This is a genomic window from Paenibacillus lentus, from assembly GCF_042714055.1.
GTDB lineage: Bacteria > Bacillota > Bacilli > Paenibacillales > Paenibacillaceae > Fontibacillus > Fontibacillus lentus_A.
On sequence record NZ_JBHGVC010000001.1, the window covers coordinates 215501 to 229662 of the forward strand.

14 protein-coding genes are annotated in these 14162 nt (G+C 45.2%); 9 read left to right on the forward strand and 5 right to left on the reverse strand.

The genetic code is table 11. The features are described from left to right. Positions 1-200: 200 nt before the first annotated feature. On the forward strand, positions 201-620 hold the full coding sequence (locus tag ACE3MQ_RS00885; protein WP_379389648.1) for a MerR family transcriptional regulator: 420 nt from the start codon (positions 201-203) through the stop codon (positions 618-620). Further along, entirely contained in the window at positions 604-828 is a 225-nt protein-coding gene (locus tag ACE3MQ_RS00890) for a hypothetical protein (RefSeq protein ID WP_379389650.1), read from the forward strand. The genes ACE3MQ_RS00885 and ACE3MQ_RS00890 overlap by 17 nt, the downstream gene beginning before the upstream one ends. A 186-nt stretch (positions 829-1014) precedes the next feature. Here the strand turns inward: ACE3MQ_RS00890 and ACE3MQ_RS00895 are convergent, their stop codons facing one another. After that, positions 1015-1677 carry a DUF2306 domain-containing protein gene (locus tag ACE3MQ_RS00895; protein ID WP_379389652.1) on the reverse strand — a complete coding sequence of 221 codons (663 nt, stop codon included), beginning with the start codon at positions 1675-1677 and terminating at the stop codon, positions 1015-1017. 51 nt (positions 1678-1728) lie between these two features. Further along, positions 1729-2763: a DJ-1/PfpI family protein gene (locus tag ACE3MQ_RS00900; protein WP_379389654.1), complete on the reverse strand. Its 1035-nt coding sequence runs from the start codon at positions 2761-2763 to the stop codon at positions 1729-1731. A 162-nt stretch (positions 2764-2925) separates the two neighbouring features. Between ACE3MQ_RS00900 and ACE3MQ_RS00905 the strand changes: the two genes are divergently transcribed. Continuing rightward, positions 2926-3612 carry a response regulator transcription factor gene (locus ACE3MQ_RS00905; protein WP_379389656.1) on the forward strand — a complete coding sequence of 229 codons (687 nt, stop codon included), beginning with the start codon at positions 2926-2928 and terminating at the stop codon, positions 3610-3612. 1 nt (position 3613) lies between these two features. After that, positions 3614-4948, forward strand: coding sequence for a sensor histidine kinase (locus ACE3MQ_RS00910; protein WP_379389658.1), 1335 nt, complete (start codon positions 3614-3616; stop codon positions 4946-4948). Between the two features lie 22 nt (positions 4949-4970). On the opposite strand, the gene ACE3MQ_RS00915 is transcribed toward ACE3MQ_RS00910, so the two are convergent. The 3 genes from ACE3MQ_RS00915 to ACE3MQ_RS00925 are packed head-to-tail and all read right to left on the reverse strand — an operon-like array spanning position 4971 to position 8694. Further along, positions 4971-6077 (reverse strand): GerAB/ArcD/ProY family transporter, encoded by a 1107-nt coding sequence (locus ACE3MQ_RS00915; protein WP_379389660.1) that lies wholly within the window; start codon positions 6075-6077, stop codon positions 4971-4973. A gap of 19 nt (positions 6078-6096) precedes the next feature. Beyond that, positions 6097-7251: a Ger(x)C family spore germination protein gene (locus tag ACE3MQ_RS00920; protein ID WP_379389662.1), complete on the reverse strand. Its 1155-nt coding sequence runs from the start codon at positions 7249-7251 to the stop codon at positions 6097-6099. Positions 7252-7254: 3 nt separating this feature from the next. Continuing rightward, complete coding sequence (locus ACE3MQ_RS00925) at positions 7255-8694, reverse strand: spore germination protein (RefSeq protein ID WP_379389664.1); 1440 nt, start codon at positions 8692-8694, stop codon at positions 7255-7257. Between the two features lie 183 nt (positions 8695-8877). Here ACE3MQ_RS00925 and ACE3MQ_RS00930 point away from each other — a divergent pair, with 183 nt between their 5' ends. From ACE3MQ_RS00930 to ACE3MQ_RS00950, 5 genes are all read left to right on the forward strand, one after another. Next, the gene (locus tag ACE3MQ_RS00930; RefSeq protein ID WP_379389666.1) at positions 8878-9906 is read left to right on the forward strand and encodes an ROK family protein; all 1029 of its coding nucleotides are present in this window, start codon (positions 8878-8880) and stop codon (positions 9904-9906) included. Positions 9907-9956: 50 nt separating this feature from the next. Further along, positions 9957-11165 carry an MFS transporter gene (locus ACE3MQ_RS00935; protein WP_379390687.1) on the forward strand — a complete coding sequence of 403 codons (1209 nt, stop codon included), beginning with the start codon at positions 9957-9959 and terminating at the stop codon, positions 11163-11165. 127 nt (positions 11166-11292) lie between these two features. Then, positions 11293-12192, forward strand: coding sequence for a hypothetical protein (locus ACE3MQ_RS00940; RefSeq protein ID WP_379389668.1), 900 nt, complete (start codon positions 11293-11295; stop codon positions 12190-12192). A 23-nt stretch (positions 12193-12215) separates the two neighbouring features. Next, a complete protein-coding gene (locus tag ACE3MQ_RS00945; protein WP_379389670.1) occupies positions 12216-13226 on the forward strand; it encodes a helix-turn-helix transcriptional regulator in 1011 nt (336 codons plus the stop codon). 110 nt (positions 13227-13336) lie between these two features. Then, positions 13337-14131 carry an SDR family NAD(P)-dependent oxidoreductase gene (locus ACE3MQ_RS00950; RefSeq protein ID WP_379389672.1) on the forward strand — a complete coding sequence of 265 codons (795 nt, stop codon included), beginning with the start codon at positions 13337-13339 and terminating at the stop codon, positions 14129-14131. Positions 14132-14162: the final 31 nt, after the last annotated feature.

A 14162-nucleotide genomic window follows, 5' to 3' on the forward strand; every position in this document is an offset into this window, starting at 1 on the left:
ACGCGTTCTTACACCTCTATTTTCGTTAAATATGACGATGGTAATGCTGGGGTACATTAGTTGGTGTTTACGCCTAAAAAGGTCGATTACAGGCGTTTTAAGCGGTTTGGAATTTTTAAAAAATGAGAGAGCTGTAAACAGCCTATTGACTCCGTAGCTAAGTACAGGAAGTAAGATGAACCTTGAAGGAGGAGCGGTGTATGGCATATCTAACGATTGGGGAATTATCGAAGCAGGCCAACGTAAACCTGGAAACCGTAAGGTATTATGAAAGACGCGGGTTGATTGCGGAGCCGCCGCGGACGAAAGCGGGCTATCGCATGTATGACGAATCTGTCGTAGACGACATCCGTTGGATTCGCGAGGCACAGGCGATCGGTTTCACGTTACAGGAAATTCTCTATTTGCTTGCGATGCGAGACGGTGCTGCAGTTTCGGAAGCAGAGCTGCGCTGCCATGCTGAGGAGAAGATAGCGGAAATCGAGAAGAGAATAGAGCAGCTATGGGAGATGAAGACCCTTCTGGAGCGTGCAGCACGTCACTCGAACGAGTCACTTTCGAATTGTCCGCTCTTCCAAAGTATTAAGCAAGGGAGGAAATTTAATGAGCAAGAAGATTGAAGTATTCTCGGATGGAAGCGCCCGCAGCAAATCGCTAATCCAGTTGGTCAAAAAGCTGGCATGTCCTAAATGCGAGATCGTGGTGCATAGCGGGGTAGAGGAGAATGGACGATCTTGCCCGTCCGTATGGATGGACGGTAAAGAGGTTGACGTCGGAAAGTTGTCGGGCGATTTGAAAGATAATCATTCGATAAATTTTAAGGGCTGAATTTGGGCTGCCTGTGCTATTGGGGGACACAAGTGGAAATAAAGTGAATTGGGGAGAAGTTAAAACCCGCGGATGGCCTTGTAAATCAGGTCTTTTGCGGGTTTTGTACGTACTCGGGTTTACATTACAGGATAAAGCGAAGCTTCAAGGATTATAATCCAAGAAAGCTTCATTATAGTGAGCCCCTTAAGCAGAGACTCTTGTCTCTTTTGGGATAGGTTCTTTGGATGGATTGACCTTTCGGATGATGACACTAGGAATAACGAGCAGCAAAACAATAGAGCCGTAAACGCCGATCGTGTAGCTCGCCGCGTATACGAACCCGAATCCCTGATGAAAGAGGGAGGCAACGAGATGAATCAGCAGGTTCGTAAAACAAAAGGCGTAACTTCGGATCATCCAGTTCTGGTGCTGAATCATTCGTTTCTTTTTGATTAGGAAGAGGGCTCTAATGGTTATAAGCGGCCATACAATATTTATCGCATTGAACCCTATACTAGTTATTTTTCCTCCAGTGGCGTAAGGTGCCATATATCCGGAAGTCACCACAACAATAAGTACGGACACCAAGTAAATATAGCCGTTGATGCGATGGAATTTGCGGCTTTTTTTTAAAATCCGATTTGAAAAGTTGAGCAGCCCCGACGCCATCGCAATACATGCAAATGCAACGTGAATGTACATGACGTTCAACCAGACCGGGAGATTCAGCTCGCGCTTAAGTCCGGTTTTATGGCTTAAAAATCCTGCAGCTCCGGGATCGATAATATAACTTTTCAGCAAAGCGTAAAGGATAAATAGAACGGTGACAATCGCCAAAAGTCTGTAAAATGTTCTCCGATTTTTCATGTGATTCAAAAACCCCCGTGGCTCCATATTTATGACCGATATACAATCGGGTTAGTTAATTCGTTTTCCTGTCAGCTTGGATGCCGGCAGTATACCGGCTTTGGCAATTCCGGTCATGTGATCTCCGTTGGCTGTAACTTCGAATTTCAGATTTAATCGCATAGGTTTCGTGATTCGAAGCGACCAAATAAGCCGGTTGTCCTGAAATACGGGGTTTAAAAATTCGACCGTCTCATCTCCTTGTGTTGCCGTACCTTGAATCATATGTTTACTTGTTGATATCGAGAGCTTGACCTGCAATTTGCCGATGGGCGTAACGATCGTCGCATCCCAATCTCCCTCGAAGACAGAGATCTGTGCGATGCTGTTATCCAGGGTACTGCAATTGATCACCGCTGTGTCTAACGCAATGCTCGGTTCATCGCCCGTCAATGCTTGGCGGCTAATAGGAGGCATTCCTGACTCTCTCCAAACCGTCCCTCTGCGTTCAAATTCGAACAATTGCTCTACCGCATGTGAGATACGGGATCCAAGCTCACGTTCCACCAGGTACAGGGCTACATCGAGTCCGGAAGTTACGCCGCCGCCGCTGACCAGGTTGCCGTCATCCACGATACGCGCGGGGACAGGAATAGCTCCGGTTGCTCCAAGTACATCCATACCCATATGATGGGTTACCGCTGGTCTGCCTTCCAACAACCCTCCCATGGCAAGCAGCAGTGAACCGCCGCATACCGTGGCGATTACGATGTCTTCTTGCCCGAGTGCTTGTTCAATCATACCGGTCAACTCCGTATTCTTGGCTCTGTTCAGAATAGCCGGGATGGAGTCTGGGCCATCTCCCTCAACGTCGCCGGAGGCGCCAGGTACGAGAATGATGCCCGTTTGTTCCGGGTTCAGTCTGCCGCTTGCTTCAATTTTTAATCCGTTGATGCCACTTGGTACGGATCTTGGCCCTTCGGCGGTGACCAATTCTACATTTAATGTGTCTTCGGCATTCATTGCAGCGGCGCAAAAAACCTCGTAAGGTGCAATGGCGTCCAGAAGGTCGAAGCCATCGAAGAGCACGATTTGAACTTTTAGCATGATGCAATCCCCCTTCAAATTTGCTTTGTAGAAATATAACAAACGAATATCTCAAACGAAGCTGTAAAAAAGTCACAAAACAATAACAAACCATCACAAAACATAGGTTCCGTCTGTTCCTGGAGAAAAAATGATAAACTAGGACGTGAAGGTGGGATATTTATGAGTGCATTCAATACGATACTTGTTGTAGATGATGACCCAAGTATCGTCGATCTATTGAGGGATTTTTTGGAGAACGATCATTTTCGTGTCATAACCGCTTGCGACACCGCCGAAGCATGGGCCTTGTTTGAGCAGAGTTCCATACATTGCATTGTTCTTGACATCATGATGCCGGGACAGAATGGATTTGAGCTATGCCGCCGGATTCGGGCGGAGAGCAACGTTCCTATCCTTTTCTTGAGTGCTCGCAGTGATGATGTGGACAAGATTCGAGGCCTGACCCTCGGCGGTGATGACTATATCGTTAAAAGCGCTTCACCTGGAGAAATTGTTGCTAGGGTAAAAGCTGTATTGCGGCGTTCAGCTTCCAAGCAGCAAATGGAGGAAAAAATTCTGAATTATGGCCGTATCCAGTTAAATCTGTCTACAAGAGAAGTGATCGTGGAAGGAAAAAACGTAGTGCTCACACCAAAGGAATATGAGCTGCTGTGTTTATTTGCCGAGCACCCGAGACATGTTTTTTCATATGAACAATTACTTGCAAAATTTTGGGATGGGGTGGGCGATAGACATACGATTCGAGTCCATCTTAGCCGGCTTCGCGAGAAAATTGAATCCGATCCGAACCACCCGCAACACCTGGTCAACGTGTGGGGAGTAGGGTATCGCTTCGAGGGAGGATAACATGAGCACCATTCGCATTCGTACCTTTACTTTGCTGTGCTTCTTCCTCATACTTTTATTGCCGTGGATCTTCTTTGTCACAGCTCACTTGATGGAAACAAAAACGCTTAGCATCACAAAGTATCACTCGCAAAATGAGAATCTGCAACGACAGCTGACCCAGACGATTCAACTGATCGAAGCGGGCTCGGATCAATGGATGGATCCAAGCTGGCAAGACCAACTGCATAAAGAGCTGCGGAAAGCGAAGATAGATGTCGCCATTCAATCTGCGTCAGGACAGGAAATATATCGCTCTAATCCAGAACGCCGCGCATTCACGTCAACGGAACGGTTCTCCGTCATCGAGGACGGTCATTTGCTGGGAAGGGTTATTCTTTATGTGCCCAAGTCCAATACCGTTCAAATGATTTCGGCATTTGCCGGTCTGCTGCTGGCTTTCTTTATTGTCGGTATTGAAATGAGACGGTTTCTGCTTAAACCCCTGGAGAAGATGAGCGCGGCAGCAAGACAAATTGCAGCAGGAGATTGGGATGTGGAGCTGCCTTTGTCGAGGGTCACAGAAATCGCTGAAGTACGCGACGGATTTGAAGTTATGGTAAAGGGGCTGCAGAATTCATACCGAAAACAAGTAGAATTGGAAGATGAACGCCGATTCGTGATTGCTGCTGTCGCGCATGATTTACGGACACCGTTGTTTGCCTTACGAGGTTATTTGGAGGGATTGGAGCAGGGGATCGCTCAATCCCCGGAGAAAATAGCCAAATACTTAGCGGTTTGTAAAGAAAAATCGGCTCAATTGGATCGCCTGGTAGAGGATCTTTTCACATTTACAAAAATGGAGTATTTGGAGACGGAACTCAGCAACAACACAGTTGATTTAAACCTTATCATACGAAAGTCCATTGACAGCCTGAGTCCGCTAGCGCAGCAAAAGCACATCTCTATCTCAAAGCCTTTTACAGATGATTGCATCATTAGCGGCGACTCGCACTTATTGGAGCGTGCTGTGAACAATCTTTTGGATAATGCTGTCAGACATACACCCTCGGGTGATGTAATTATTGTCCAATGTTATAAAGATGGCAACAAAGTAAAGTTTACGATACGCGACAGCGGGCCGGGCTTCTCTTCGGAAGAACTGGAACGCGTTTTTGAACCTCTATATCGTGGAGAAGTATCGAGAAGTCGTTCGACGGGAGGCAGCGGATTAGGGTTAACGATTTCGCAAAGAATTGTTAGACGACACGGAGGAGAGCTTGCCGTAAGCAACCATCCCGAGGGGGGAGCGCTGCTAGCCGGTTGGATACCCGCAGCTGATTCAGATGAAAAATGAAATCAATAGATTTTGTCATATGTTATTGGATCGATTCCTTTCTATGAAGGGGCCTTTTTCGGAACCTAATCATGGCCACAATCGCATAATACAAAGGTAGACACTCAATGAAAATCCAGATAAGCACTACAGCAAAAGAAAAATAATGCTTTTGATATGCTGATAAATGATAGGCGTAATATAACGCGATAGCAATTGCTATAACAACTAAAACGGGGAGGATGATTGCTTCGCCTTTACCCTTCGTTAAATATGCCATGCATTTTGTGGCCACATAAATCAGGAAAGAGCAATGGATGAACATAGAGGCCGTCCATACACCGATGATAAATGGTGCTGAATTCTCTAGCAGCCCTTCGTTGATCATACTTCGAATGATTTCGAGGAAAGGATATTGAATCTGTTTAGCATAATGAGGACTAAAGTTTAACAAAGTGAAGATCCAACCCACCATGACGATGATACAATTCCCTGCCGAAGCAACCGCGAGCTTTTGAAAAGTCCCCTTTCCAAATTTAAATTCAGGGGAAAGAAAGAGGAATACAACCCACTCCGTGACTACCGAAAAGGTTGCCAAGGTGTTTTTGAAAAAGGTGGAGAAATCAAAATAATTTATTAAGGCAGGTAACATCTGAAAGTTCGCTTTTTGCGCAAAAAAGAAATAAATAAACAAGATCGAGGAAAGAATGATTAGAAAAAGTCCATCAGACATATACACGATGGTTCTTACCCCTCTACTGACGACATAGATCACCACCAAACCAATAATCATCTGAATAAACCAGGGCGGCGTGCCCTTTAAGTAATTTGTACCGAAAAACAAAACAAAGTTTTGAATGTCATAGGAAGCATAATATACGCACCACACCAGCAGTAAGAAAATCATGAGGCTATGGAGTCCTTTGCCCATGATTTGTTTGCCGAATTCTACCCAAGAAGCCGAAGGCTGCAATTTCCCAACATATACGACTGCGCATAAAACGACCAGGCTCAGGAGAGATCCGAGCACGATACCAGCAAGTCCCTGATAATTAGAGGTGTCCAGCAGAGAAGGGATTAAAAAAATGGAGGCCTGGGAGTTAAAATAAACAAAAGCAAATCTAGCCAACCGCCAGTTGTTCGGTTTCATGTTTTTTCTCTCCTTCAGATCAGTATTCTTTGCCGAAATCATCGAAGCTGAAGTTCGTTACCACATTAATTTTGGCATGATGGCTATAGTAGTCCGGCCATTTTTCTTTTACATTGTTCCAAAAAGCAGGGTAGTTCCACTCCAATAGAAATCCAAGCTGAAGGACATCAGCACCTGATTTTTGAGATGCCTTTATACTTTTGTTAAAGTCAGCTGAGATTCTATGATTTAGCCGTTCCATAATAATTCCGCTGATGTCTTTGATTGGACGGTTCAAGGCATCTTTCTTAGCAATGATGCTAGCTCTCCCCTTTAGGTGAACCGTGAAGACCGGCCCCTCATTGGTCATCTTGACGGAGGTTCGTCCGTTCGTGTAAGTGAATTTCACATCGGCATTGCCTCGTGTCTCATCCCATTGAACGGAGTAAATAGGAAACCTAAGATTTCCTTTAGCCCAAGCTATAACTTTGGCTTCTTCATAGGGCAATGCTCCTTTTAGCTTGTCCTGCTGAAACAAAGCAGCGCCTTGTATCCCTGCCCAAGCTTCTTTTTTGCCGGCATCTGCAGCCGAAATGATCGTACCGGTTTTCAGTTGGGTAACAGCAAAGCCTAACCCTGCCGTTTCCGAAACGATACAGTCTCTAATCGTTGTATTTAACATATAACCTTGGGAAGCAAAGCTCAGAAGAACAGTTGTAGGTAACTGCTCAAAAACGGGCGTTAGATGTGCAGTCTCCTGTAAATCTCCGGATGTAACCAATATATAGGCTCCGATCGGGACATCGGGCTCCCTTTTGATCCATTCTAGTAGATCGGAAATCCCTTGTTTACCGTATTTTTGGCTGATCATAATTATTTTTATCTCTGACAGGCTGAGCTGGCGGGAAAGATCTTTGTGAATAGTCTCGAGGGCCTTGCTAATACTTGTCGATTGTTGGGTGAGCAGGGAATATGGTTTTTCACTACTGCTGCCGCCACCGCTTTCCTGACCAGATTGAAGCCGATTCGAGAGGGGGGTGCTGATAGTCACGGCCACGGTTCCAGGGGTTTTACCAACGTCCAGATATAATCCGTTAACAAAAACACGCTCATCCAGCTCCACTTTGGACCAGCATCCGGTCATCATGGATAGAACTAACAGTGAGAAAACGATGTTCAAAAGCGATCTTCTCATATGTTAATTGTCTCTCCTTCGGTTCATGATTCTAGAAAAGGCGCTGCTGCGTTTTTTCATTAGAGGTGAGGAGACGCGTAGGAATGTATCCTTCCAATCGGAAAAGACCAGAGGAGCAACCGGCTGCAAGTATGGAGCTCCAAAAGATTTTAAGCTGACTAAATGAGCGTAGATGACAAATGATCCGGCGAATATGCCGATCAGTCCCATCGATCCGCCTAAAATAAGAAAGGGGAAACGAAGCAGCCTTAGAATCAACCCCAGCTCTAAATGAGGGATAATATAAGATGCAACTCCTGTAATAGAGACAACAATGACCATAGGAGCGGATACGATTCCAGCTTGAACAGCGGCTTGTCCAATGACAATCCCGCCGATGATGGAGACCGTCTGTCCGACAGGCTTAGGAATTCGTGTTCCCGCCTCCCGGAGTGCTTCAAAGGTGAGCTCCATGATTAAAGCTTCAGATAATGCTGAGAAGGGAATGTTCTCACGAGCCGCAGAGATTGTGATCAGTAGATTGGCTGGCAGCACTTGAGGATGATAAGTCGTAATTGCAACATATAAAGCGGGCAGAAGCAAAGATAAAATAGAAAATGTAAATCGAATGATCCGAATCCAACTGGCAGCATAGAAATTCTGATAATAATCCTCAGAGGATTGTAGCAAGGAGAAGAAGCTTACAGGTGCAATGACAGCGTCAGGGACTCCGTCCATTAATATGCCTATCCGGCCTTCCAGAATGGAAGCAGCAACCGCGTCAGGGCGTTCCGTGTACTGAAAAATGGGAAAAAGAGAAGGTTGATCCTTGAATTGTTCAACTATATAACTGATTCCAAAAACGCCGTCTACGGATATACTTTGTAGCTTTTTATCAATTTTGTTCAGAATCTCCTTCTTTGGAAGCCCCTCAATATATACAACATAGACTAATGTATTAGAATAATCTCCAATCGTATATTCTTTTAATTTCAATTTAGGGTGCCTAAGCTTATGGCGAAGCAATGAAAGGTTGCTGTGAATATCTTCGATGAAAGCCTCTTGCGGACCCGTGACGACTAATTCGTTTTGCGACTCGGTAATCGATCTTTTCTGGTATTGTACGATATCAAAATAATAAAAAGTCGCGAGTTCTTGTACATAAAGCAGGGCCTTTCCTTGCACGACCAGTTCAGCAGCATGCTTAGAATTTGATTCGGCTTGATAAGAAATAGGAAATGCTTGCCCCTGCTCTAGCCTAGTGCGGAAATGATCCCATTTACTGTCGGATTGACTTTCTACATGTAATAGATGAGAAATGTTTTTTTGAAGGGTCATGTTATCGATAATGCTTGGGATGTAGATTAACGTACATGTCCTACCATCTATGAGGAATGATTTAAATACGATATCTGGATTATCGGAGAGTAATTCTTTGAGAAGTACCAAGCTATTTTCGCTCATGGTTCTCACCCCGCCTTCCATATACTAATCCTTCATATTATCCCGAAAAACAACGAAAATATGCCTTTGGCTTATCAGCCGCTGATCTGTTCCTTATTTCGCAATTGACTGATCAAGAAAGGGAAGGTATAATCCGATTATTAAAATACTTTTAATAAGTATTATGAAATGGGGTTATGAACAGTGCAGCCTGTCTCGTATAATACGAGTCAAGTAAAAAGAATGAACATTGAGCTAGTAAAAAATGCTTTAAAAGCGCAGGGGACGGCAACCAAAGCATCCGTTGCAAACTTAACCGGCTTAAGCGTGGCCACATGCGGCACCATATTAAACGAACTTGTGGCAATCGGCGAAGTGATCGAGGTGGAACCGGATGAACCAAGCGGCGGTCGACCAGCGATGCAGTACAAGTATAACGCTGACTTTGGCTGCGTCGTTTGTTTGCTAATCAAGACGGAAGGAGGCATCCACTCTATTAGATACAGTATCGTTAATCTTGTGGGTGAGACCGTCGAAGATGCCATATTAGAACTAAAGCATATCGATGTCGATGAGGTCGATAGCCTTGTCGGCAAATTGCTCAACAAGCACGGCAATGCACAGGCCATTGGTATTGGAGTGCCCGGGGTGGCCTATTGCGGCGTAATCGGTGTTTGTGATGTCCCTGACCTTGCAGGCAAATCATTGGGTCCGTATCTGGAAGAAAAATATACAATTCCGGTTATTATTGAAAACGATATGAATATGACGGTCTATGGATTTTACCATTTACAAAACTTTGAGGAGGAAAAAACATTTGCCGTTGTTACGTTTCCAAAGAACCATTTTCCCGGTGCAGGTTTTATCGTAAACGGCCAAATACTATCCGGTAACACGAAGTTCGCTGGAGAGGCTTCTTTTTTGCCTTTTGGAATCTCCCGAGAGGAGCAGTTGCTGCAATTACACACCGATGAAGGCTTTGTCCGGCTGGCTGTTCAAACACTCACCTCCGTCATTGCATTGATTAACCCGGTATCCATAGCGATAACAGGGGATCTGCCCCGTGAGACGCAGCTGGATAAAATATATGAGGGGTGTGTGAGACACATCCCGAAAGAGCACATGCCTAAGCTTTTTGTTAAAAACGACACGAACGAGGAATACATGAAAGGCATGGTGACGGAGACACTGGAGAGCCTAGCCTATCACCTGCGAGTCATAGAAAAAAGATAACGGATAAGGAGCAGCTAAGAGTGGGGAAACGATCAGGAAATTTCAACAAAATGTACGCCATGCAGCTCGCAACAATATTCATAGGATTCGTCATTTTCGGATTTTCGGAAAATATAAAAGGTCCTGCCATTCCGCGAATTCAACTGGATTTTATGCTAAACGAATCACAGCTTGGGACCTTGTTGTCCCTGAATGCGCTTGGCTATTTAATCGCTTGCTCTTTCACAGCCTATTTGACAAAGATATGGGGAATAAAGCGGGTAACGATAACTGCTTTTGCGGCGATGGCCGTCTCAGGTATATTCATATTCCTCTCGCAGCACTATTCCTTGTTCTCGGCTTCTTATTTCCTAATGTATATTGGAAACGGGATGCTGGAGATCGGGCTGGCTATTCTGGGTGCCCGCATCTTTGTGAAAAACACGGGAACGATGATGAATTTAAGCCACGGCTTCTATGGCCTGAGCTCGACGGTCGCGCCACTGATCGCGACAGGTCTAATGGAGGTTACGATCAACGGTTATACGCTGGACTGGCGAGGCATGTATCTGATCATGCTGCTCTTGTCCGTCATACCGATTGTATTTGCATTCTTCAGTACTTTTCCTGGGGATGACATCGAGCATGAAGAACGTGTACCTCTAAAAACATTGCTCAAGGATCCCGTTCTATGGCTAATGGTGCTTGTTTTAACCTTTGGCGTCGTATCCGAATTGGCCGTTGGGGGCTGGCTCGTTAACTTTCTGGAAAAAGCTTATGGCTGGAGCACGGTTTCGGCTTCAGGAATGTTATCTGCTTTTTTCCTATGCTTTGCGCTTGCGCGGCTTTTGCTTGGACCGTTAACCGATAAAATAGGCTTTACTTTATCATTGATTGTATTCTCGGGGTTATCGGCCGCTTGTACTTTTGCAGCGATCTTGGGCGGAGAAAGCTTAGCATTTTTATTCGCTGCCGCCGGTATAGGCATTGCGATGATCTATCCAACGGTTATGGCTTTTATCGCCAGAAGATACCCGAAGGGCAGTGATACTGCAATTACGTTTACCGTTACACTAATGGGAGTAGGCAGCGTCATCGGCAACTATCTGATCGGGGGAGTTATCGAAATCACGAAGGCCATTTTCGGAGCAGATTCGCAAATTGGCCTGTTTCGGGGGCTTCAGGCCGGCTATGGAGTTATCGGTTTATGCGCAGCGCTAAGTTCAGTTGCGGGAATCATATTATTTACTTATTTATACAAGCGGAAAGAAATTATATAAGCAGAGAAAACGGTAGTCGAATATTCGGCTGCCGTTTTCTCAACTAGAGGAAAAAACTTCTTGTCTATTTTTAAAAAAAATCTTGGTAAGGTAGAGGATAGCAATTGATAAGAGGTGATGAGTCGTCATGATAAAGAAGCACTGTTTGTTCTGCGATGAGATTGTCCCCACTAAACCGGAAGGCGATTACGATAAATATATCGGCTGTTCTTGTTCGCCTGGCGGCTTCTACAGCCTGCTGAGAGACAGCTACGAGCCTATTCATTCGTTCCCACACCAAAAGAAACGCGATCTGTTTCATTTAGTATCGGCTTATATCCGGGAGCTAACAGATTGTAATGAAAAGGTTGCCCTATCAGCCAAGGATTTGGAATCCATAGTAAACTCCTCGAAAATTCCTGTGTCCATTGAAGATAAAGGAAAACGTCTACTGCAATATTTGTACAGACATTCCCAAGGCCCTGGGGAATCGGTTGTCATTCATCCACTCTCCAGCAGCTACAACCTGACGTATTCTCCGAATCTGCAAGAGCTGGTGTATATCATGGATAAGCTGAGAAGCGAGCAGCTGCTTAACAGGGAAGGAATGGCCTTTCAGCTGACGGAAAAAGGATGGAGGGAAGCAGAAGCAAGCGCTGGAGGAAAAAAATTATTGCCGTGCTCCGTCCTTATTTCGGATGAGGGAGACATGCGGACGAAGTGGCTGCAAATACTGATGCCTAAAATCGAGCAGTACGGTTATCTGCCGCGATTGCTTACACCTAAGAAAACAGAGAACTCCGAACAGTATTCCTTAGAACTTGTAGCAGACAGTAAACTGATTATTGCGGATTTAACCGGCCAATCCCCTGAGGTGTATTTTGCGGCGGGATACGCGTTCGGTTTGAACATCCCGGTGATATGGACCGTGAACAGCAGCGATTCCGATAGACTTCCTGTAAAATCAAAAGAGATCCGTCCCATGGCTTGGAATACAGCCGAAGAACTGGCAGTAATACTCCAGCAGAGATTGAGTAACAAGGGTTGATGCAGAAAAGGAGGCCCATATATATGAAGTCTCGTTCCTCTGAACGTATTAAAATCCCGCCAGGATTTTGGGCAGGGCTACGTCAACTAGGGATTGCCGCCCATGACGTAGCTCGTAAAGCACGACTACCGCTCACTATTATTACTGAACCGGTAGTTACCACCGCCGAGTATTTCGCGATTTGGCAGGCTTATTCCGATCTCACTGGCGACACCGCCAAAGGAATCACCAAGCTTGCGACAGCCTTTGAAACTGCGAAGTACCCACCGACCGTCTTAGCGACTTACCACGCTCGTGACTACCGCGATGCTCTGAACCGAATGGCTCGGTACAAGCAGTTGTGTCCACCCGAAAGCTTACGCATCACCGAGGAGGGCGAGCACTGTACAATTGAACTGGAATGGCAGGATACCGAACAGCCCGGACCGCCGATGCTGGTTGGTATCACGCTGGCATTCCTTCTGGAGCTTGGGCGCCGGGGCACAGGTCACCCTTTGACGGCACAGTTCGTCGAATTTTCGAACTCGATGGGCGATGTACAGGTTCTTGAGGCTTACTTCGGCTGCCGTATCCAGATTAGTGCAAAGCGTAACCGGTTGACGCTGCATCGAAGAGATTTGGATCGCCCCTTTGTCTCCTACAACGAAGAGCTGCTGGAGATCCTGACCCCCGCTCTGGATCAATCTCTTTATGAACAACAGCGCAGCCCTTCCATGACCGAGATGGTCAAATGGATCATGAAACGCAGTCTCACTGGAGGGCGCCCCAACATTCAGGCTGTCGCGAAGGAGCTCAGTATGAGTGATCGTACCTTGCAGCGCCGGCTTACTGACGAAAACACGAGCTTCAAGCGACTGTTGATACAAGCTAAACATGAGCAGGCACGAGAGTACTTGGCAGACCCCTCGCTCGATATGAAAGAAGTGGCTTATTTGATTGGGTATGAGGATCAGAACTCGTTCTACCGGGCCTTCCGCCTTTGGGAAGGTGTTACCCCATCAAATTGGCGTACTCAACATTTAGGTACGAACTGAAATTTATTGGCGTGTTAAACAAGAATTTTGGCGCAGTATGCTAGTTACCGAACAATTCAGACAAGGTAATATAATCTTATCCGGAGCACAAAGGAGAAATGGATTATATTATGGAAATGGAATTAAACAATAAAACCGCTTTAGTCACAGGATCAACGAAAGGCATAGGTAAAGCCATTGCCATTGAACTTGCCAAGGAAGGCGTTAATGTACTCATTAATGGACGAAATTACGAAGAGGTAGAACGAACTGTAAATGAAATCAAATCAGATTTCCCGGCTACCTCTCCTCAAAATGCTACAGCCGATATTGTAGATATAGAGCAAAGAGAAGCTTTACTTGAGAAATTCCCCAATATTGATATTTTAGTTAACAACATGGGAATTTATGAAGTGATGCAATATGAGGACGCCCACGACGAAGTATGGGAAAAATATTTCCGTACTAATGTTCTTGCTGCAAATGGCTTAACTAAATTTTATTTGCCTAAAATGTTGAAAAATGATTATGGCCGCATTATCTTTATCGCGAGTGAGGAAGCCATTATGCCTTCGGGGCAAATGCCGCAGTATGCAATGACCAAATCAATGCTATTATCATTGTCAAAAAGCTTATCTAAGTTAACTAGAGGAACAGAAGTTACAGTCAATACGATCATGCCGGGACCGACACTCTCTGAAAATGTGCATCAAATCATTGAGGGGATGTACCCCAATGAGGATCTGACTTTTTCGGAAAAAGAGAAAAAATTTATGACTTCAAACCTGCCGCAATCTGAAATACAGCGATTTATCAAACCTTTTGAAATAGGTAGATTAGTTGCATTTGTATGCAGTCCTTATGCATCCGCATTTAAAGGTTCTCCTATCCGGATGGATGGTGGAATGGTGCCGACTATTTTTTAATAATGACCAGAACATGGCTTTGATAAATAAG